This window comes from Fischerella sp. JS2 (assembly GCF_032393985.1).
Taxonomy (GTDB): Bacteria; Cyanobacteriota; Cyanobacteriia; order Cyanobacteriales; family Nostocaceae; genus Fischerella.
In genome coordinates this window covers 6,973,055-6,994,911 of sequence record NZ_CP135918.1, presented here as the reverse complement: position 1 = coordinate 6,994,911, position 21,857 = coordinate 6,973,055, and the positions used below count along the sequence as shown (strand labels likewise).

The 21,857-nt window shown below is 40.9% G+C and carries 16 protein-coding genes; 10 read left to right on the top strand and 6 right to left on the bottom strand.

Translation table 11 applies throughout. The features are described 5' to 3' along the window. The first annotated feature begins 627 nt into the window (after positions 1 to 627). Entirely contained in the window at positions 628 to 1,461 is an 834-nt protein-coding gene (gene menB, locus RS893_RS30040; protein ID WP_315789195.1) for a 1,4-dihydroxy-2-naphthoyl-CoA synthase, read from the top strand. Positions 1,462 to 1,522: 61 nt separating this feature from the next. Here menB and RS893_RS30035 read toward each other — a convergent pair whose 3' ends face one another. Continuing rightward, a complete protein-coding gene (locus RS893_RS30035) occupies positions 1,523 to 3,613 on the bottom strand; it encodes an ATP-binding protein (protein WP_315789194.1) in 2,091 nt (696 codons plus the stop codon). Positions 3,614 to 4,168: 555 nt separating this feature from the next. Between RS893_RS30035 and RS893_RS30030 the strand changes: the two genes are divergently transcribed. The 6 genes from RS893_RS30030 to bluB all read left to right on the top strand — a co-directional run bounded on the left by RS893_RS30030 (position 4,169) and on the right by bluB (position 9,162). Then, positions 4,169 to 4,378 carry a hypothetical protein gene (locus RS893_RS30030; protein WP_315789193.1) on the top strand — a complete coding sequence of 70 codons (210 nt, stop codon included), beginning with the start codon at positions 4,169 to 4,171 and terminating at the stop codon, positions 4,376 to 4,378. A 198-nt stretch (positions 4,379 to 4,576) separates the two neighbouring features. Next, positions 4,577 to 5,839 (top strand): GNAT family N-acetyltransferase, encoded by a 1,263-nt coding sequence (locus tag RS893_RS30025; RefSeq protein ID WP_315789192.1) that lies wholly within the window; start codon positions 4,577 to 4,579, stop codon positions 5,837 to 5,839. Then, entirely contained in the window at positions 5,820 to 6,386 is a 567-nt protein-coding gene (ruvX, locus tag RS893_RS30020; protein ID WP_315789191.1) for a Holliday junction resolvase RuvX, read from the top strand. Before RS893_RS30025 ends, ruvX begins: the two co-directional genes overlap by 20 nt. A gap of 222 nt (positions 6,387 to 6,608) precedes the next feature. After that, the gene (locus RS893_RS30015; protein ID WP_315789190.1) at positions 6,609 to 7,178 is read left to right on the top strand and encodes a DUF3727 domain-containing protein; all 570 of its coding nucleotides are present in this window, start codon (positions 6,609 to 6,611) and stop codon (positions 7,176 to 7,178) included. A 265-nt stretch (positions 7,179 to 7,443) separates the two neighbouring features. Then, complete coding sequence (locus tag RS893_RS30010; protein ID WP_315792141.1) at positions 7,444 to 7,989, top strand: YqeG family HAD IIIA-type phosphatase; 546 nt, start codon at positions 7,444 to 7,446, stop codon at positions 7,987 to 7,989. Between the two features lie 564 nt (positions 7,990 to 8,553). Beyond that, entirely contained in the window at positions 8,554 to 9,162 is a 609-nt protein-coding gene (gene bluB, locus RS893_RS30005) for a 5,6-dimethylbenzimidazole synthase (RefSeq protein ID WP_315789189.1), read from the top strand. 207 nt (positions 9,163 to 9,369) lie between these two features. Here the strand turns inward: bluB and RS893_RS30000 are convergent, their stop codons facing one another. From RS893_RS30000 to topA, 5 genes are all read right to left on the bottom strand, one after another. Continuing rightward, the gene (locus tag RS893_RS30000; protein ID WP_315789188.1) at positions 9,370 to 11,886 is read right to left on the bottom strand and encodes an HD family phosphohydrolase; all 2,517 of its coding nucleotides are present in this window, start codon (positions 11,884 to 11,886) and stop codon (positions 9,370 to 9,372) included. Between the two features lie 300 nt (positions 11,887 to 12,186). Continuing rightward, entirely contained in the window at positions 12,187 to 13,113 is a 927-nt protein-coding gene (locus RS893_RS29995) for an ADP-ribosylglycohydrolase family protein (protein WP_315789187.1), read from the bottom strand. A gap of 109 nt (positions 13,114 to 13,222) precedes the next feature. Next, positions 13,223 to 13,720 (bottom strand): type II 3-dehydroquinate dehydratase, encoded by a 498-nt coding sequence (gene aroQ / locus RS893_RS29990; protein WP_396336398.1) that lies wholly within the window; start codon positions 13,718 to 13,720, stop codon positions 13,223 to 13,225. Beyond that, positions 13,698 to 13,835, bottom strand: coding sequence for a hypothetical protein (locus RS893_RS29985; RefSeq protein ID WP_009459292.1), 138 nt, complete (start codon positions 13,833 to 13,835; stop codon positions 13,698 to 13,700). The genes aroQ and RS893_RS29985 overlap by 23 nt, the downstream gene beginning before the upstream one ends. A gap of 940 nt (positions 13,836 to 14,775) precedes the next feature. Next, a complete protein-coding gene (topA, locus tag RS893_RS29980) occupies positions 14,776 to 17,436 on the bottom strand; it encodes a type I DNA topoisomerase (protein WP_315789185.1) in 2,661 nt (886 codons plus the stop codon). 798 nt (positions 17,437 to 18,234) lie between these two features. Between topA and RS893_RS29975 the strand changes: the two genes are divergently transcribed. The 3 genes from RS893_RS29975 (at position 18,235) to RS893_RS29965 (ending at position 21,750) form a co-directional block, all read left to right on the top strand. Then, the gene (locus RS893_RS29975) at positions 18,235 to 18,540 is read left to right on the top strand and encodes a hypothetical protein (protein WP_315792140.1); all 306 of its coding nucleotides are present in this window, start codon (positions 18,235 to 18,237) and stop codon (positions 18,538 to 18,540) included. A 1,001-nt stretch (positions 18,541 to 19,541) separates the two neighbouring features. After that, entirely contained in the window at positions 19,542 to 19,856 is a 315-nt protein-coding gene (locus RS893_RS29970; RefSeq protein WP_315789184.1) for an RNA-binding protein, read from the top strand. Positions 19,857 to 20,187: 331 nt separating this feature from the next. Further along, complete coding sequence (locus RS893_RS29965) at positions 20,188 to 21,750, top strand: NAD(P)H-quinone oxidoreductase subunit N (protein WP_315789183.1); 1,563 nt, start codon at positions 20,188 to 20,190, stop codon at positions 21,748 to 21,750. The last annotated feature ends 107 nt before the right edge of the window (positions 21,751 to 21,857 follow it).

Here is a 21,857-nt window from a genome sequence, read left to right as displayed (position 1 = left end):
TTTCAAATTGTTGACAGACAACAGGAAGAGTTCGGGGATCTTCTGAAAAATGAGTGTGTAACTGACTCTTAAAAAAAGGTTCCTCGGTGGGAGCAGAAGTAGTTACTTGCTCAAGAAACTTTTTAAAGGAAGCACCAAAGTCATTAACTGACAAGGACGACATATCATCGCTCATAGTTGAAAACTCCTTTGGGCTTTTATAGTTTTGGTTAAACCAAGCTAAGCATTTAGAGGAGATACAACAGGCTTTTGATTCATTCCGGAAATTTTCATGGCGACTGGCCAGAGGGGCATAGAAATATCGAACACAGATGAACACAGATAAACACAGATACATACAGATACATACAGATATGTTACGCGTATGCTGCTGAGTATAATATTTTATTAATTCATAGCGAATTCTCTATAAAAAGACTCTGCTACCTGGTGCGCTGACTCCGCGCTCCCACCGAAGCTTTGATCGCCCCAAGCCCTAGCTCAAACTTCTCTGTGCGTTTAAGTTCGCTACGATTTTACGTAAAGCTGTACTAAGTTAACTCCCTGTTTTCCCTTTTTCAAACTAATTGATAGTGTGTTACCTAGCCTGAGCTACAATTTTCAACTTGAAGTCGCATTCCACCACTCATGCAAATTAACTGGCAAAGCGTCAAAACCTACGAAGACATTCTTTATCACAAAGCCGATGGCATTGCCAAAATTACCATCAATCGCCCCCACAAGCGCAATGCTTTCCGTCCGAAAACTATTTTTGAACTATATGACGCCTTTTGTGATGCCCGTGAAGATACTACTATAGGAGTTGTATTATTTACTGGTTATGGGCCACACACTGATGGCAAATATGCCTTTTGTGCTGGCGGAGATCAAAGTGTGCGCGGACACGCGGGTTATGTAGATGATAGTGGGATTCCCCGCTTAAATGTGTTGGATTTGCAACGCCTAATCCGGTCAATGCCAAAAGTAGTAATTGCTTTGGTAGCTGGGTATGCGATCGGGGGCGGACACGTCTTACATTTAATATGTGACCTGACTATCGCCGCCGACAATGCTATTTTTGGACAGACGGGACCAAAGGTCGGTAGCTTTGACGGTGGTTTTGGTGCTAGCTATCTGGCGCGGATTGTGGGACAAAAAAAGGCGCGAGAGATTTGGTTTCTCTGTCGCCAGTACAATGCTCAACAAGCGCTGGAAATGGGCTTAGTAAATTGTGTTGTACCAGTGGAACAATTAGAAGCAGAAGGTATCCAGTGGGCTAAGGAAGTTTTAGAAAAAAGTCCCATTGCTATTCGTTGTCTCAAGGCAGCATTTAATGCTGATTGCGATGGACAAGCAGGTTTACAGGAACTCGCCGGTAATGCAACTTTACTTTACTACATGACAGAAGAAGGAGCCGAGGGTAAACAGGCGTTTTTAGAGAAACGTCCGCCTAATTTCCGACAATATCCTTGGCTACCGTGAGGGGAAGGTGGTGCGATCGCTCAATCATAGAGAATCTAAAGGCGCGATCGCACTGATACACTTATGATTTTTGTACAAGCGGGAGTGTTACCGTAACAGTAGTTCCTTCACCAAGTAAAGAATTAACTTCAATCTTACCCTGATGTTTTTGGATAATCTGATAGCAAATCCACAATCCTAATCCAGTACCTTTACCCACTTCTTTAGTTGTAAAGAAAGGGTCAAAAATCTGATCTTGGTTTTTTGGTTCAATTCCGCAACCATTATCTGTAATTCGTACGTAAATGCGATTACCTGCTGCTTTGTTTGTATGGATTAATATTTGGGGATTGACTTTATTATCTTCCGATGAAAATTTACTAAAAAATGACTCTTCCACAGCATCAATTGCATTACTTAGAAGATTCAAAAATACTTGATTTAGTTGTGCTGGATAACACTCAATTAATGGTAATGTTCCTTCATATTCTTTTATTACTTGAATTCCTTCTTTTAAGCGATGATTGAGAATCAATAAAGTACTGTCAATTCCCTCGTGAATATTCACAGCTTTCTTTTCAGACTCATCTAATCGCGAGAAATTTCGTAAAGACAAAACAATTTCCCGAATTCGCTGCGCTCCCATTTTCATTGATGATAAAATTTTGGGCAAATCTTCGCTAATATAATCTAGTTCCATCTTTTCTAGACAAGTTTGAATCGCAGCAGTTGGTTGAGGATATTCTTTTCTATATAAATGAAGTAATTCTAATAGTTGTTCGATATATTCCTTGGCATAGCTAATATTGCCATAGATAAAACTTATGGGATTATTTATTTCATGAGCGACCCCCGCTACCATATTACCCAATGAAGACATTTTTTCAGTTTGAATCAACTGTGCTTGAGTTTGTTGGAGTTCTTGAATTGCATAACTAAGTTGATCGTAAGCTAGATTTAATTCCTGATTTTTTTGTAAAAGTTGGTGAGTGCGTTCTTCAACTCGCTTTTCTAAAGTTGTCCGAGCTTGTTCTAATTCTTGAGTGTATTCTGCAACTCGCCGAATTAAGCTATTAAGAGAAGTAGCTAAAATTCCGACTTCATCATTTCTTGTTACAGGAGCTTGCAAATCAAAATTACCTTCCTGAGTAGCTTTTTGAGCAACTCTTGCTACAGTCAATAAAGGCCCAGAAATATTTAGCGCTATATTCTTACCCACCAAGGTACAAATCAAACCCCCCAGTAGGAAAAAACCCCACAATCTTAGCCATAAGTACTGTACTGTATGGTTGAGATCAGCAAGCGATTTTAGCAATACCACTGTCAGAGAAGTATTACTCAATCCTGGCAGAAAAATACTTTTGGCAATATAGTGCTTATTTGTAAGTAAGATGCGTATTGGTGGGACAGAGGTCAGTGGTAACTGCCAATTTCTATTAGTGACTGCTGTTAAGGTAGAAACAACAACTGTTTTATCTTTGTTGAATACAATCAAGTACTCATCTTTGGCTGCTATTAGACTTTTGAGGAATTCGTTATTGATGAGAATACCAATTTCAACTGCGCCAATCACTTCTTCTTCGTTAGACTTAATCGGAGCTGTACCCACCATAACTAACTGTGTTTGTCCTCGTTGTTTTGCAAGATTGACTACATCTAAAGGGTACATCCCTCCAAGTGCTTGAGAAATACTTGTTCTATCTTCTAAGTATGATTCATTTAATTTTGGCTCTCTGAGATCTAGCACTACTCCACCGTTTTGATTGACAACCTTGATCAGGTCTAATTCCAAATTAGTCTTATGTGACACTAATATTTTCAGTAGTGCTTGAGTATCTTTCTCTTGCAGTGCGCTACGCACATCATTTCGTTCTGCTATTAGCTGCACCCAAGAACCCAAGTCTTGTTTTTCTGTTTGCAACTCCTGCAAAATAACTGCTGCACCTGATGCAACAGAATTTTTTATCTGGTATTCCATTCGGCTGGTAAACCAGAAAGCAAAGCTAATTACAGCTACCACCATAATGCTAAAGAATACCAGCATAAACGGCATGATAATTCTTTGGCTTAAAGGTAGTTTTGAGTAACTAGCTTGCAACCTCACACCCCGTCCCACTATTTGCGGGTTAGATTGTTGCTCAGTATTTTGATTGAAAAAGCTGAAGAGTGGCATTTGATTATTAGTATAATTCAGCACCAGCTAAATCGGTAGCTAGAAGTTATAGAGCCGCAACTCCAACTCCCTAAATTGTTACTTGTTTATCACCTGATTGTTGCTACTGTTGTTGTACAACAAGGGTTTAATTGTAGGCTTTAGCATTTTATTTTAAGTAAATAAATTTTTGATTCCAAAATTAATTTTTATACTTAAATCAATTAAGTTTTAAATAATATTGTAAAAATGTATTTGGTGTCAAACTTACGTTTAAAAAAGTAAGTTTTCATACTTTTTAATCAACAAGTGTTGGAGGGGGAGTGGGGATTAGGGGCAATGGGGAGATGGGGGGTGTGAGGAGTGTAAGGAGTAGTGAACAGCCACTACCAATCAACAATCAACAACCAACAACCAACCACTAACTCATTTACTAAAATTTACATTTCTCCATAATCTTTGTAAAAACCGTTAAACTTCATTGCAAACCTAAGAAGCTAGGTAAAACGACATGATAAGTTTTGATAATGTGAATCAATAACTAGGGATTAACAAACAAAGGAGAATACAGTGGCAATGGAATCACAGTTCCTCAAGGGTACAAATGTAGTTGTTGAAGAAGACTTTAGTGAATATGTTGCCCACCTCCAAATGCACATGGCTCTGCAAGCTCGTAATCTGGTTCCATCCCTGAAGCAGACCCAGGAAGATAGTCGAGAGCAATTACTCCATCAAACCCAAGCAAATTTTGAAAAACTAATTTCTCGTTCTCGCCGAGCTATCTAGCTCACAATATATACAAATCTTCAATAAAATTTAAATAAAATTAAAGCAGAACTTGTTGAGCTCAGGCTAATGTAGTCATCAACTAGTCTGCTTTTTAATATTGAGTTGTGAAAATCACTCTTTTGGAGCAATAGATAAGGGGTGGAAAGCCGTTAATATTAATGCAGCAGTACCTCTGTTTCTGTTATTTAAGGCGCAATGGCGGCTCGAATGAAAATGAATTCATTACTTCAGAAAAATCTTAGCGTTGTGATCCGACCAATCCAATATCGAGATTTGGATAGTATTGGACGTCTAGCTCTAGATTCATTCGCAGCTAAAACCAGAAAAGGAGCCGATTTTGCTATGCGGCAAATGCAATGGCTGCGCCGTTGGTATGGATTGTTGAAATTTTTAAGTTGGTTTCCTAACCCGTTACAATATATTTTCTGTGGTTATGTAGCAGAACAGGGGCGATCGCTTTTAGGAATGATCCAAGTCTCGCCATTTAATCGTACCCGTAGCACTTGGCGCGTAGACCGTGTAATCCTAGAGCGTGCTGCTGATAAACAAGGAATTGGATCGCAGCTTTTGCGCTACTGCTTTGAGTCAATTTTAGAGGCTCGGACTTGGATATTAGAAGTAAACATTAACGATACAGAAGCATTGGCACTGTATCGGCAAAACGGTTTTCAGCGTCTGGCTGAAATGACCTATTGGGAAATTAAACCAGAACTGCTAGCTGAATTGGCGCAAGTTAACCCAGACTTGCCTAATTTGCTGCCTATAAGTAACGCTGATGCTCAGCTGTTATATCAACTAGATACAGCATCAATGCCGCCTTTGGTGCGGCAGGTATTTGACCGCCAAACCGATGACTTTAAAACTAACTTATTTAGTGCCTTAGTTGATGCTGTCAAACAGTGGGTGACTAAAACAGAAGTAGTAAGCGGTTACGTATTTGAACCCCAACGTAAAGCAGCGATCGGTTATTTTCAGATTATGCTAGACCGCAAAGGTGAAGAACCACATTGGGCAACGCTAACAGTCCACCCAGCATATACTTGGCTGTATCCAGAGTTGTTGACTCAACTTGCTCGTATTGCCCAGGATTTCCCCCAGCAACCATTGCAACTAGCTTCGGCAGACTATCAACCAGAAGGGGAAGAGTATTTAGAACAAATTGGAGCAGGTCGTATAGAACATACTCTAATTATGTCTCGCTCGGTGTGGCATAAAGTACGAGAATCTAAATTTGTCTCTTTGGAAGGAATTCAGTTACCTGAAGTATTACAAGGTCTACAACCAGCACGTAAACCCATACCAGGGGGAATGTCATGGTTGCCCCCACATCAGCAAACTTCTCCAGACAGGCAAACACAATCTAATCCATCAAAAGAAACTATTTCCTTTTCTTGCAAAAATTCTCACTTAGAACCATTTTGTCAGCCAGACTCAGCTGATGGACAACAGCAGGAGTAGTTGTGTGGATATTAAACAAGGACAAGGGGGACAAGGAGGACAAGGAAGTAATGTTTCTCCCCTGTCTTCCCCCTCTTGTGTGTCTTACCTTACTTCTAAATATGTTTCTGCTTTAGGATTAGATGTCGGTCGTAAACGTATTGGTGTGGCGGGGTGTGATCGCCTGGGGTTAATAGCCACTGGCATTACTACTGTAGAACGTACATCTTTTGGGCAAGATGTGGAACAAATACAAAAACTGGTCAATGAAAGAGAAGTACAAGTTTTAGTCGTCGGTTTACCCTATTCAATGGACGGTTCTTTAGGGTTTCAAGCTAAACAAGTACAAAAGTTTGCCACACGACTAGGCAAAGTTCTGAAGCTGCCTGTGGAGTATGTAGATGAGCGATTAACTTCTTTTCAAGCAGAGCAGTTGCTCATTGCTGAAAATCGCTCTCCATCACGCCATAAAGCTTTAATTGACCGTAAGGCAGCAGCTTTAATTTTGCAGCAATGGTTAGATACACGGCGAACTGGCTTACAAGCTACAGAATTATCTGCTGAGTAAGCACACCTTGTCGCATGATATTCTGAAATCTGTTAGCCAGCAAAGGTAGGAAAGAATTGAAGGTTAAAGAAAAACAGGGAACGGGAAACAGGGAACGGAGAAAGGGTAATTAGGATATCGATCATTTTTTCAATCCCCAATCCCTAATTCCTAATTCCTTATCCCTCACCCCCTTTCCCCCTCTATCAAGTAGCTGGTAGTCATACAGTTTATATCTCGGCTATGTCTTTTTCTTATTTTTCGGACGAACATGATCGCGGATCAGCTGGCACCATCACTCTGAGCGATGACAAAGGGCGATCGCTCGAATGTTACATTGAACATTCACTGGAAGTAGATGGGCAAGGATACTTTTTGCTTCTTCCTGTTGACTCACCTGTAGAAATCTTTGCTTGGCAAGGTGAGGAAGAAGAAGAGGCTGTTCTCGTAGAAGATGATGCCACTATCGAGCAAATTTTTAGCACTGCCCAAGCTGTACTATCGGAACAAAATCTAGTCCTCAAGAATACAGCTTATGCTTTAACTGTTGCAGGTGAATTACCACCAGTTGAAGAATCAGAATTGTTCACTTTAGAAATCGAAGACGAACAGTCAGATTTGGAACCAGAGCAATTACAATTGCTAGCTAGCTTTTACTATGAAGAGCAGGAGTATGCAATTTATACCCCTCTTGATCCACTACTGTTTTTTGCACGAATCTCTAAAACTGGTAAACCTGAATTACTTTCGCCAGAAGAATTCCGTCAAGTGCAACCGCTTTTAGAAGAGCATTTGTTTAATGGAGTTGAATAAAATTAAAAATTCCAAACAAAAAACGGCAATATTTAATCTCTACATGAGGAAGTTTTAATTATTATTAACTATGGGCATAAGCATTTGGCAGTCTTTTTGCCAAATGTTTTAGCTATTGCATAGATTTCTGAGAAATATGTCTATAGTCCAGTGTCCATAGTCAAGAGTCCATAGTCAAGAGTATAGAGAATCTCAAATTGACAATCGACCATTGACTATTGACCATTGACCATTGACCATTGACCATTGACTTTTGACTAAAACTATGCGCTGGAACAACCTCCTACAGCCTGATTTAATTTTGGAAGGTTCAGTGTTGAATCTTACACCTGGTATGATCCAACAATATGGGCTGAAGGGGCTGGTGTTGGATGTCGATGAAACATTAGTACCTATTAGAGTAGTATCGGCTTCAGCAGAACTACAAAAGTGGGTTCAGGAAATCCGTCAGGTAGCAACTCTGTATCTTGTAAGCAATAATTTAAGTGAAGTCCGCATAGGAAATATTGCTCAGTCTTTGGATTTACCTTACTACTTAGGCGCTGCTAAACCCTCGCGACGTAAGATCAGAGCAGCACTCAATGCCATGAATTTGCCCGCAGAACAAGTGGCAATGGTGGGCGATCGCTTATTTACCGATGTGTTAGCTGGTAATCGGTTGGGAATGTTTACGATTTTGGTTGAACCAATAGTTCATCCTGATGTTGCTTTGCGTTCCCACCCAGTCCGTAACTTTGAAGTCTGGGTATCTGAAGTTATGGGAGCCTCCATCAACCCGGCCAAACGCCGTTTTACAAAGCTTCACAAATAGTCAGGAAAGTAAATCTAAAGAAAAAATTAAAAAATCTTTGTTTACTACAAAAATAGGGGATCATTTTAAGTATAGATAACATTGGGGTCAGCAAAATAAAGACCCTAAATATAACCAAAGAAGTAACAAACTAATAAAGTGTCAGCCCCTGTTTATATGGGTTGGCACTTTATGTTATTTAGTAGTGATTAATAGATTTCTAAACATAACAATAAACGCTATTTGAGAGGGAGATCCCAAATGTTCAAAAAACTCACCTGCGATGTAAATCGCAGTCTCATAGCTTAAATCTGCTTAAGCAAACTGTTTGATTTATTTGACTCGTCTTCAGACAACTTTGGCTATGAAGCTCAGGGTTAAAACCCTTAGCAGCATATTGAAAAAATTGGGATACTCCCGTTTGAGATTCGTTGCATATCTTGAGCATGATTACAAGATTTACCGGATGATTATTTGGCTATATGCTTAGTAATATGCTCAGGTTGTTAGATTTGTAAAAGTGCAACTAGACAACTGACTCGGCTAAGCTATTGTTGATGAGTGTTTAAGGGAAAGTACAGCTTTATGGAGTTGGAACAGTGTTTGAGGCTGAGGCGTGATACACGACATTTCTTGAAAGACGATGTCCCTGATACTGTATTGAAAAAAGCCTTAACTGCCGCTCACTGCGCTCCCTCAGTTGGTTTGAGTGAGCCTTGGCGATTTGTGGTAGTCCGTAATCAACAGACTAAGGCAATACTCAAGCAATCTTTCCTGAAAATCAGGGCAAAAGCAGAAGCCGATCTGGCAAATGATCAAGACAAGCTCAAGCTTCATAAAAGTCTTAAGTTAGAAGCAATTGAAGATGCTCCCATTGGTTTAGCAGTATTTTGCGAGTACCCTAAAGAAAACTACACAATAGGCACTGTTTGGACTGATGAAACATTGAAATGGAGCTGTGTGTGCGCAATCCAAAATCTTTGGCTGTCCCTAACGGAACAAGGATACAGTGCAGGTTGGGTTTCGATTCTCGATTATGACCAACTTAAACAAGTACTTAGTGTTCCTGATGATTGGGAACCGTTAGGTTATCTTTGTATAGGAAAACCTGCTACAGACTATGATGGACAACCAATGCTGGAACAAGTTGGTTGGAAACAACGTTGTTCAGAGCCTGTGGTGATTTACAGATAAAGTTATCAGTGATCAGTGATCAGTTAATTTCAAGTCTGTTGCCTAATATCAAGTTCGGCTTCTTGCTTACAATATTATGCTTCGCTGTTGGTCATTGGGCATCGGGCATTGGGTATGGGAAAATCATCATTATCTTAATAATCCATTACCAATTACCTATTACCAGCCCACGCGACAATATAAGTATTCAAGTGAACATGATATAACTTAATTCCCGGTCTTTAACTTGGGATATGCAATACGTTTGTGATGAAATTGTTGCCAAACTTCTACAAAAATTTCGGCTATTTTGCTCATTTCTTCCCGTGTTAGTCCTGAGTCTACTAATTGGTTGTCTTGCCATCTGGCACGGAGAATATTGTTAACCATCACCAAAGCTTGTTCACAACTAGCATCTTTGAGCGATCGCAATGCTGCTTCGCAGGAATCTGCTAGCATCACAATTCCTGTTTCCCGTGATTGAGGAATTGGCCCATCGTAGCGAAAGTCTGCTTCATCTACTGTTAAACTGGAATCTTCTTTAGCCATCTGTTGAGCTTGGTGATAGAAGTAAGCAATTTGCATAGTGCCTTGATGCTCTGGAATAAAAGCTTGAATAGAAGAAGGCAAACTGTGTTTTTTTGCCATCGCCAAACCTTCGCTGACATGCTTTTTAATGATGTCAGCACTATGCCAAGGGTCTTTAATTTCTGTATCATGCTTGTTTGGCCCCCCCATTTGATTTTCAATAAAGGCTTGGGGGTCGTGCATTTTACCAATATCGTGATACAATGTGCCAGCTCTAACTAATTCAATGTTGCATCCTAATTCTTTGGCAGCAGCCTCAGCTAGAGTGGCGACAAATAGCGTATGCTGAAAAGTCCCAGGGGCAACTGTTGCCAGTTTTTTTAATAAAGAACGGTTAGGGTTTGCCAGTTCTGCCAAGCGAATCGGAGTAACTAAATCAAATAATTTTTCTAAATAAGGGCTTAACCCCAAGGCTACAATACTCCAAGCTAAACCAGATAAAGCAAAAATCCCTGCTTCTTTGAGGACAACGTAAAAATAAGGGCCAAATGCTGCACCCAAAAAGATTTGAATGAGTAGGTAAACACCACCTTCAGTTAAAGCGATCGCTACACTTAATAGTGCTAATTCCTCACGCGATCGCAACCTATGGGCTATACAACTGCCCAATATTCCCCCAGCTGCACCTGCCAATAGGGAAATTTTACTGATTTCTAGGCTCATGCCTAATAATGCTACCAGCAGCCCTACCACTGTCACACCCGCAGTCGCTCCGTAAAAGCTACCCAGCAATAAACCTACACCACTCCAAGTAGTATAAGGCGTACCCATTGTCACTACCACAGGCGTACTCAAAGTCAGCAATAATACTAATAGGCGATCGCTTTGTCGCCATCGATACTTAATACTCCGTTCAACAAAAGTAAAAATTCCTACAGAAAAGCTGACAGTCCCAGCCAAATACATTAATCCCAACCAGTTAATTTCTCGGCGTAGCAGGTGGTAGTGTTCCAATGCATCTAAATGCCAGGCTGTAATGCGATCGCCCTTGCGGACAACTATCTCACCTTGTTCCACAGCCACGATTACAGGCTTAACTTCTGCCGCTGCCATTGCTGCTTGTAATTTGGTTTGTTCTTCATCTTGCTTAAGATTCGGTTGCAAAACCTCTAACAGCAGTTTCTTCGCAAAAGATTCTGCTTGTTGTGGCACTAATTTATGAACATGCAAATTGACTGCATTTTGTAAAACACTGGGGGGTAGTCCTTGAGGAATACCTTGAGCTAAAATCCGCTCAGCACTCAGCTGCACCCCCATTTGAGTTTTTGCCCAGTCTTCATCAGAGAAGTTCAGGAAAGAAGTTGTTTCATAAGCTGTTTGGGAGTTTTCACTCAGCAGTTGTGACAACTTGATGGTGGCTTGGGTATAACCTTGGCGTGCTTGAGCAACTTTACCCAATAGTGAAACCAAGTTTTGCGTAGAAGTCTTGAGGCGATAAGCTTCTAATTCTGCCATTGCTTGGGCAAATTCTGCACTTTGGAACGAATCATTCGGTTTTACTTCTGGAGTGGAAGAAACGCTAAGTAAGGAAGTCTCTGACTTCGATGAAGAGGATAGGGGGATACCTAAACGCGATGGTACGGAAACATTCTCCGTATCTCCAACTCTCTGCTTATTTGCGTTTTGATTCTGTTCTCTGGTTTTAATGAAAATGCTTCTTAAGTTTTGAGTTAATACTCCTGATTTTTGCTGATTAGTATGTTCTAGAGCTATCAACAAGTCTTCCCATTCCGAGTCAGCACAGGAACGCAGATAACGCTGACTAGAAACTGACAAAACAAAAGTATCAAAAAAAGGAAAAGAACCGGCAGCAGCTCGAATCTCACTACCCTGAGCTAAAAATGTTTGTAAATTTTTCTTGATTTGTGTATTAATGTTTTCATCAACCATTAACACAGGCACAAATTTTTTGCTAACATTTTTGCGCTGTGCTTCTGTTTTTTTTGTATCCTCGATCAGGCTACTATAGGGCGCTCTAATTGTCTCTGGTGCGGTGGTTCCTATTTTCAATTGAGGCTGGTTGTAGAAATTTTGCCCAATTATTCCAGTAAGAGACACTACTGCAATCACGAAAACAACAGGAGAAGGTTTTCCAAGTAAACCACCACTAGTTACCTTCAGGTTTGGCGCTCTTTGTTTTTTATGTTTGCCTTTCACAGTTGGTTTCGATAAATGTAAACGGCGTAGGGCTTTGGTAAAGTTGCTTCCAGTGAATAAATCCTTTAAGTCAAAGATGAAAAAATGGCTGCGTTTTCATCGTCTATGACCGCAGTTTCTTGCTTTATTACTTTGAGTTAAAACACTTGAAGCCTGCTTACCACAATTGCTACCTACAGAACCCGATTGAATTTTAATGTTATCCCAAACTTTAGTATATTTTTTTACTAAAATTTAATTTATTGTAATAGAAAATTTCTATTTTTTATACTTTGTATCATTAGTAAAGTAGAAGTGAGATTAACGTAGCCGGATCACGCGGGGAGCTGCGATCGCCTCTAGAGGTACATCGTTGAGAGTTACGGCCCATTCTGTTCTCACGTCGCCTTGATGCAAAGTAGAATCATACACTCCTGACCAGGTAGCCACAAGTGTATCTGCTAATTTTAGCATCTCGGAGAAATCCTTTGGTTGCCATTGTGCCGCCCTATTTTTGGCAAGTAAAAACCGCCAACTTACAGGAATATCTGCTGTAGCGTTATAGGCTCCTGATAAAGCAGCAGTAATTGTGCTGATATAAATCGAGCGTGATGTAACTTTAGTAGACCGTAAAACTGAAAGGCGAAAGTCTTCTAAACTACTAACAAAGCAATAAAAAGCAATTGCTAAGGCATAATTCACGTTTTCTTCTGTACACAACTCAGCTTGCGTTATTTCTAACCCTGCCTGTTTTTCTAACAAATTGTGTAATTTCAATAAAGTCTGTGGTACAGATGTGGGTGTTTCTCCCAAAAAGCTAATTATTTGTGGAATGAGAGTAGCTCGAGTAAGTTTTTCTGTTAGAGATTGAGCGATCGCATAGCCTACTGCCAGCGTCCAATCTTCTACAACTGGGTTATTTTGCCAAATTTTAACTACATGTAGCAAGTTTTGTCGTAGTTTGACAGCATGCTCATGAAAAAACAACGCTACTGGTAGTGTGGCCAAAATTACTTGTAATGCAGCGTCTGTATTATTCTCTAAAATAATTCCTGATTGTTGCTGACGCCTACTCCAATCTCCTAAGTCAAATCTACCCACCTCGATTAAACTTTCAGCACTCAAGATCACCATTTTTTGCCAATAGCTAGATGCATTTGGCACTTGTTCGCCTTTTAATGCGAAATTTTCCCCAATTAAAGCCCCTAATATGGTTCCTCTAGTGCGGCTGACAAGAGAATAATGCATAATTTAATGGGAAATGGGGATTGATGATCGGGATCGGGGAAGTGTGAAAAGGGGGCATTCGACATTGGAAATAACTACTAACCACTAACCACTAACCACTAACTAACTGTTATATATTTTTTCTTAAATAAAACGTTAACGCTTGTAATCCTAAAATATAACTTTGTGCGCCAAAACCGCTGATTTGACCGATTGCAATGGGAGCTATGTAGGAGTGATGACGGAACTCTTCTCGCTTATAAATGTTACTTAAATGTACCTCTACTGTAGGTAGATTAACAGCAGCGATCGCATCTCGCAATGCTATACTGGTGTGAGTATAAGCTCCAGCATTAACCAAGATGCCTTGGTATTTTCCCAAGGCATCTTGAATTGCATCTACCAATACCCCTTCATAATTTGACTGCATGGTAAATACTTTCACTGCCAGTTTTTTTGCTTCCGTTTCTAACTGGCGGTTGATTTCAGTCAGACTCAGAGAGCCATAAATACCAGGTTCTCGCTGTCCTAGCAGATTCAGGTTTGGCCCATGCAGCACCAGAACGCTTAAGGGATCTAATTTCAACTCCTGCACTTTTGCTCTCTTAGCGACGGCGTGAGCGATCATCTACAGGAATTGGAATTAGCTCTGGTTCCGGCTCAGCTTCTGGCCCTAAAAGGGCTTCAATCAGCTTGCGTGCCAATTCCTTAAGCTTTTCTAGCACCTTTTCAATATAGTCCATTGGACTGACCGCTCCTGAAATACTAACTCGATTTTTCGGTTATCAGCTACGGAGAAACTAGCTTTTTTGCACTCTGGCTTTTGATCGGCTAACTTTTGTTCCCGTCTTCCGGGCTTGAGCCATTTCTTAAAATTATAGTGTTATTTTCTCCCTTATTTTTTAGATTATCACATCCCTTACCTAGACGACTCATCTTACTAAAGATAGCTTTTTGAAAAAAAGGACTAGGATTAGAGGTTGATAACGTCTCTGTGTCAGTCTGAATACGACCAGACAAGACAAGGATGAGAATTTGTATCAGGAATTGTGTCAAGTGGTATATGGGTCTGGCAGAAAAGATTTTTTATCAGTAATTATTATAAAAACAGAGTAAGAATAACAAGATAAAAACGTCTATTTTCAGTAAGAAAAACTATAATTACGTCATCATAGACTTTTTGCAAACAAATACTTGTTATATAAGTTTTTTCAATAAAATTCTGATTAGCAATAATTTCTCGCAGGAAGCCTCCAGATTTATTTGTGGAAAATCCGTCTTTAAAAGCTTTCAGTCTCGTGAGCGCTTTCGGATCTGACGCTAACAGAGGAGCCAGGGCGCTCATTGGATGAGAACTCCCCTCAGCACACCGCCTCGTCTACAAACTTTTCGCAAAACCCAAAATCGAATCACCCAAGTTTATAGAAGTTTTTTTATGTACTGATAGCAATAGTCGTTAGGGGCGAAGCATTTGATTTAAGTAATAAATATTTTCAGCCAGTTCATAAAATATTACCTAATAGCTTCGCCCATACAACAAATAGTCAATAGTAAAACTGTGGACTGTGTCCTATTAACATTTATCAGTTATCAGTTTCATTGTTTCATTGTTTCATTACTGACGAAACACCATAAGCTTGATAACTTTTTACTGTCCACTGTTCACTGATTTAACTGTTGCCTTTAGCTAGTTTTTTTGGCAGCAGTCGTTGATGATTTGGCTTTTGTTGATTTGCTACGCGAACTAGTTGTAGATTTAGTGGTTTTGCGAGTGGATTTGCCACTTGATGTTTTGCTTGCTAGCAACTCCAATGCTGTATCCAGCGCTATATTTTCTGGTGATGTACCTTCTGGAAGACTGACATTGGTTTTGCCGTGCTTGATGTAAGGCCCGTATGGCCCATCATAGATGTTTACAGGTTCGCCATCTTCTGGGTGAGTTCCTAATTCCCGTAAAGCCGCCTTAGATTTACTACTTGTACTGCGTCCTTTTTTCGGCTCAGACAATAATTCTAATGCACGTTCCAAGGAAATAGTCAATACATCGTCACCTGCTTTGAGGGAACGATAGTCTTTGCCTTCCTTGGCATTATGCACGATATAGGGGCCGAAGCGTCCCAAATTTGCTTGAATGGTTGCGCCTGTTTCTGGATGGGTTCCTAATGTTCGGGGTAGGGATAAAAGACCAACAGCCATGTCTAAGGTGACATCTTCTGGCTTAACACCCTTGGGTAGAGAAGCTTGTTTCGGTTTAGGATTTTCATCAGACTTATCACCCAATTGCACGTAAGGACCATAGGGGCCTATGAGTACGTAAATTGGTTCGCCTGTTTCAGGGTGACGTCCTACCTCGTCTGGGCCAGAGGTTTTTTGTTTGAGCAAGGTTTCTACCTTTTGGGGATCGAGATCAGCAGGAGTCAAATCTCTAGGAATTGATGCTGTAACGACACCATCACTATTTTCGACTTCAATATAGGGGCCAAATTTACCAATGCGGATTTTGGCATTTAGATTTTCTAGTTCTATTGTTCTAGCTTGGTTAGCATCAATCTGGTCTTCTTTTTGTTTGACCAGGGTTTCTAGACCATTATCTCCTAGATAAAATTTCCGCAAATATGGCAGCCACTCAGCTTCACCAGTAGCGATATCATCGAGAGTTTGCTCCATTTTGGAGGTAAAACTGGGATCAACGACATCATAGAAGTATTTTTCTAGCAGCTCAGTTACAGCAAAAGCAGTGAAACTGGGAATGAGGGCATTATTAGTCAGTTGGGCGTAACCTTTGTCAATAATCGTGCCAATAATGCTGGCATAGGTACTAGGACGTCCAATACCTTCGCTTTCTAAGGTTTTTACTAGAGTAGCTTCAGTAAATCTGGCTGGGGGTTGAGTTTCGTGCTTGACTGTTTCTAAGTCTTGGCAGTCTGGATGAGCCCCGACTTTGAGGTCAGGTAAAATGATTTCTTGGTCTTCTAGTGCTGCTTCGGGATCATCAGATCCTTCGACATACGCCCGTAGGTAGCCAGGAAAATCGATGCGTTTACCAGAAGAACGGAAACCAGCATCTTCCACTTGCAGTTGCACGGTGATTTGGGTTTGGCGAGAGTCAGCCATTTGACAGGCGACGGTACGCTTCCAAATTAAGTCGTAGAGTTTGAGTTCGCGATCGCTCAAGCCTGTTTCTTGGGGGGTACGGAAGCTGCTACCCGCCGGACGAATCGCTTCGTGAGCTTCTTGTGCGCCTTTAGATTTGGTGGTGTACTGTCGGGGTTGGGGACTAAGGTATTGCTTACCGTAAAGTTGTTCTACACAGCTACGGGCCGCTGCTATGGCCTGTTCCGACAAATGCACCGAGTCTGTACGCATATAGGTAATATATCCCTGTTCATACAAACTTTGGGCAATCCGCATTGTATCCCGTGCCGAAAGCCGCAACTTCCGGTTAGCTTCCTGTTGCAGTGTGGAAGTGGTAAACGGCGGTGCTGGTTTGCGCGTTACTGGACGTTCTTCAATATCTTTAACTTCCCAAGTTTTATCACTCAGGCGTTGTTTGAGGGTTTCTGCTTCGGCTTGATTGAGCAGCACGACTTTGCGATCAGCGACTATTTTCCCTGTAGTAGGGTCAAAATCGCTACCAGTTGCTAGTCTAGTTCCTGCTAAGGTGACAAGTACAGCAGTAAAGGACTGCTCTTTGCTCTTTCCAGTTTGCGGTGGGGTCAAAGTAGCTTTCAAATCCCAGTAGGTCGCTTGTTTGAAAGCACGGCGTTCCCGTTCTCGGTTCACCAGCAACCGCACTGCTACCGACTGTACACGACCCGCAGATAATCCCCAAGCGATTTTTTTCCACAGCAGAGGAGACAGGGTGTAACCCACAAGTCGATCCAAAATTCGCCGTGTTTCTTGGGCGCGAACTAATTGTTCATCGATTCTGCGGCAGTTTTGCAGAGCTTTTTTGATGGCTTCTTGAGTGATTTCGTGAAACACCATCCGCTTAGTTGGTACTTTGGGCTTGAGCAACTGGTACAAATGCCAACTAATGCTTTCACCTTCTCGGTCTTCGTCTGTTGCCAAAATCAGTTCGGAAGCGTCTTTGAGAGCTTCTTTTAGCTGGGTGACAACTTTCTTTTTGTCCTTGGGAACGACATACAGTGGTTCAAAGTCGGCGTCTACATTTACCCCAAGCTGCGCCCATTTTTCCCCTTTGACATTGGCGGGAATTTCGCTAGCCGACTGGGGTAGGTCACGCACATGACCCATAGATGCTTCTACCCGATAGTTTTTTGGCAGGTAGTTGCGAATGGTACGAGCTTTGGTCGGAGATTCGACGATGACAAGAGTTGACATGGAAATTTCAAAAAAAAGAATAGCTGCTAAGCTAAACAGTCACTAAACAGTCAAATTGGAATAATTGGCAGGTAAATGTCAAGATTATCAGTCACTAGAGATATGTGATTTCATCCTCACACAATCTACTCGCAAAGTAATCCCCTTAAATTCCAGCGTCAGGCATTCACCATATCCGCAGGTAGTATTTCCCAAAGGGTGGGGTAGAACTGCGAATTTCCAGTTATCTCAATCTTTAACTTATCTCAGGCATAATTGGCGACTATTATTTTAAAAATTGCACTTTTTGGGTATTGGACTGGTCGGTAGTATGGGTCTCCTTAGCTTGAAGCCGCGTAGTGTACGTCTACACGCAGTTCTCCCATTAGGGGATAGCATTTGAACGCTTATGTTGACATCAAACCGAAGTATTTTGATCACAAATACTACCCTGCGCTCAGCCGTAAGAGAGGACGTCTATACATAACAGTGATTGTTTATCCCTCATACTCCTCATACTCCTCATACTACCTCCACCTCTCCACCTCACCCATCTCCCCATTGTTCCTACTCTTTTCTTCAGGTTGTGGCAAAATTAAATCAAATTTTGTGAGAGTCCTTAAATTTCAGTGAACAGTGAACAGTGTAGACGCGCTCATAGGCTTCCCGTAGGGTACAGTTATCAGATCTATGCTGGGGATCAAAGTCCGTGCCACCAAAGCATTTTAGTTCAATTAGTGGGAGTTACATCCAGTAATGAAACTGAGAACTGACAACTATACAATGCGGCTGCGTACCATTTACTGGGAGAACAAAGACATGCAACCAATTCGTCAAGGCGATGTGATTTTGCTGCCTGTACAGCAAACAATACAGCAAATCGAGGCACAAAAGCTACCGCACTTGATTTTAGCGGAAGGTGAAGTCACCGGACACACACATCGCATAATTGAGGGACAAGCGGAATTATATGAAAAAGATGGTACTTTGTACCTGCGTGTCTTTTCAAAAGAGGCAATACTTGCTCACGAAGAGCATAAAGCTATTTCTATTCCTCAAGGTACGTGGATGGTGCGAATTCAGCGAGAGTATCAGCCTCAAGGTTGGCGGTACGTGACAGATTGAAAAGCATTGAGCGTATGGTGCGTGATAGCTGTTTGATTTTTGATTATTGCGAATCCTGCATGTGCTGTATATTGCATTGTCATGCACCGTAAACGTTTATCCTGCATGACACTGAATTCTTCATGCACTCTTATCAATCATGGTTTAAATCTAGGTAAAAATTTTTGAAATAAATTTCAATGTCATAGACTCAGGTTTTAACTAACATATCAACTTGATACCATTCCACTATAAGTAAGCCTGATAAAGTAGGTGACCAGAAAGATAAGGAGGAAGATTTGTGTCAAGAATTTTGTGAAATATTATGACAAGAGAGTCAAGGCTAAAAATGTTAACAATTACTTATATTTTCAGTGGAGTGAACAAAAACTTATTTTTAGGTCAATACTAAATAATAGGTGTTTGATTTTAGATATTTAGAAGTCTAAGTTTAAAATATAAAACTTTGATTTTAATTAAAGTTAAATAAATTAAGAAGCTCAGAAAATTAGATATTAGGTCTCTTGCACAAATATTTTTTACTCCACCCTAACCCTAAGCGTTGGCGGGGAGGAAACTAAATCTTCCCCGTGGCAACGGAGGGATTGAGGGGGTTCTTAAGGTTCATGAAAGAGGTCTATTAAGCATCTTGCCTAAGACATAATTTGAGATTTCACTTTAGTATATTAAGCTTGGCGATCGCTCTCAAACTTTCTATAAAAAATCAAACTAATAATAATTATAAAATATTATATTTCTATTTATTAAGACTTAGTATGGAGACAAATTATTGTGTCAGTTGAAGCATAAGCAACAATAATAGGATTAACCGTAAAAAATAATACATTTTGCTCAAAAATATGCCATAAAAGCGCAAATATAGCCTTGCTGGAATAGGATTTATGTTAAAATAAGGGTGGAGAATAAAGTTCGGCGGTGGTGTTCTTGTTTTTGTTGAAAACTGCAAGTGGCTCTCCGGATGAACGGCTCTGCATATGCATAACTGAATTCTGGAGAGATTAATGTCAATTTACGTAGGCAACCTATCCTACAGTGTTAGCCAAGAAGAGCTAAGCGACGTGTTTTCAGAGTATGGCACTGTGACGCGAGTTCAGCTTCCCACAGATAGGGAAACGGGTCGCTCACGAGGCTTTGGTTTTGTTGAAATGGAATCAGAAGCAGCAGAAACGGCTGCCATTAATGCTTTGGATGGCGCCGAATGGAAAGGTCGCGTAATGAAAGTTAATAAAGCAAGACCTCGGGAGGAAAAAGGCGGACGCTCCGGCGGTGGTAGCTGGGGAAAAAGTAACAGTGGTGGATACTCTCGACGTTATTAAGGCTTGAATGAACTTATAAAGCTCAACCTAAAGAGCAATTGCTAGAAGGCATAAATAATAACTATTTGCCAAGCGCAATATAATACTTGAGAATAGCAGATTCAGTAACATACTGAATCTGCTTATTGTTTTGAAATGTGTTGGTGGTTCATGGTTGATAGTTGGTAGGTAGTTTTTCCAACTAACAATCAACAACCAACTATCAACAATCAACTAATTTGATGCTATTAATCCCGTAATACAGACAGATTTAGGAAACTTTAGTTAAAAACACAATAGAATTAACACAGTTGGTTCCTTAAATGTCTAATAGCCAAAACCTATACAGCTCATGGATTTTGCTAATGTTGCATCCCAGTTGAATGCTGGAACGATATTACCAGAGGGAATTGTGGTCTTAACCCTCTTGGGGGTTTTGATAGTGGACTTGATTTTGGGGCGCAATTCTTCACGCTGGATTGGGTATCTAGCGATCGCAGGTTTGTTAGCCTCCATAGTCGCCCTCTATTTTGAATGGGATAATTCCAATCCCCTATTTTTTGCTGGTGCTTTTAACGGTGACAACCTCAGTATTGTTTTTCGCGGTATTGTGGCTTTGTCGGCAGCAGTGACAATTTTGATGTCAATTCGCTACGTTGAACAAAGTGGCACCGCCTTAGCAGAATTCATCGCGATTTTGCTGACAGCTACCTTGGGAGGAATGTTTTTATCAGGTGCTAGTGAGTTAGTGATGATTTTCGTCTCGCTAGAAACCTTGAGTATTTCCTCTTATTTGCTGACTGGTTATACCAAGCGCGATCCCCGTTCTAATGAAGCAGCACTGAAGTACCTGTTAATTGGTGCTGCAAGTACGGCGGTATTTTTGTATGGCGTTTCTCTGCTGTACGGTTTGTCTGGTGGACAAACGGAACTTAATGCGATCGCTAACGGTATTGCTAGTGCTAACCTATCTCAATCATTGGGTATAGTTATTGCCTTGGTATTTGCCATTGCAGGTGTTGGCTTCAAAATCTCCGCAGCACCTTTCCACCAGTGGACACCAGACGTTTACGAAGGCGCACCCACCCCTGTTATTGCCTTTTTGTCTGTTGGTTCCAAAGCTGCTGGTTTTGCCCTCGCTATTCGTTTGCTAACAACTGTTTTCCCACTTGTCACCGAAGAGTGGAAGTTTGTCTTCACCGCTTTAGCTGTGCTGAGTATGGTGTTGGGTAACGTTGTCGCTTTAGCACAAACCAGCATGAAACGGATGTTAGCTTATTCATCCATTGCCCAAGCGGGGTTTGTGATGATTGGCTTGATTGCTGACACCCAAGCCGGATATGCCAGCATGATATTTTATCTGTTGGTTTATTTGTTTATGAACCTCTGCGGCTTTACCTGTGTGATTCTCTTCTCTTTGCGGACGGGAACTGACCAAATTGCTGAGTACTCTGGTTTATATCAGAAAGATGCACTATTGACTTTGGGATTAAGTATTTCCCTGTTGTCGTTGGGTGGTATTCCACCTTTAGCTGGGTTCTTCGGAAAGATTTATCTATTCTGGGCTGGTTGGCAAGCAGGTCTTTACTGGTTAGTTTTGTTGGGGTTAATTACTAGTGTTGTCTCCATCTACTACTACATTCGTGTAGTAAAAATGATGGTGGTCAAAGAACCCCAAGAAATGTCCGACGCTGTGAAGAATTATCCTGAAATCAGTTGGAATTTACCTGGATTTAGACCTTTACAAGTGGGTTTGATAACTACTTTGATCGCTACTTCTATTGCCGGAATTTTGTCGAATCCATTATTTACCCTGGCTAACAATTCCGTTACCGATATCCCTACTTTGCAAGCTAAAACAGTTGATACCACACAAGTAAGTGCGATTTCTACTGAGCAAACAGAGGGGCCGTAGATTTAATTGCAAATACTTGTTCTGTTTACAATTTTGCAACAAGACGCCTGACATTTTTGTCAGGCGTTTTTGCGTATTTAGATCCTAAAGTTCTATGAGGTTTTATT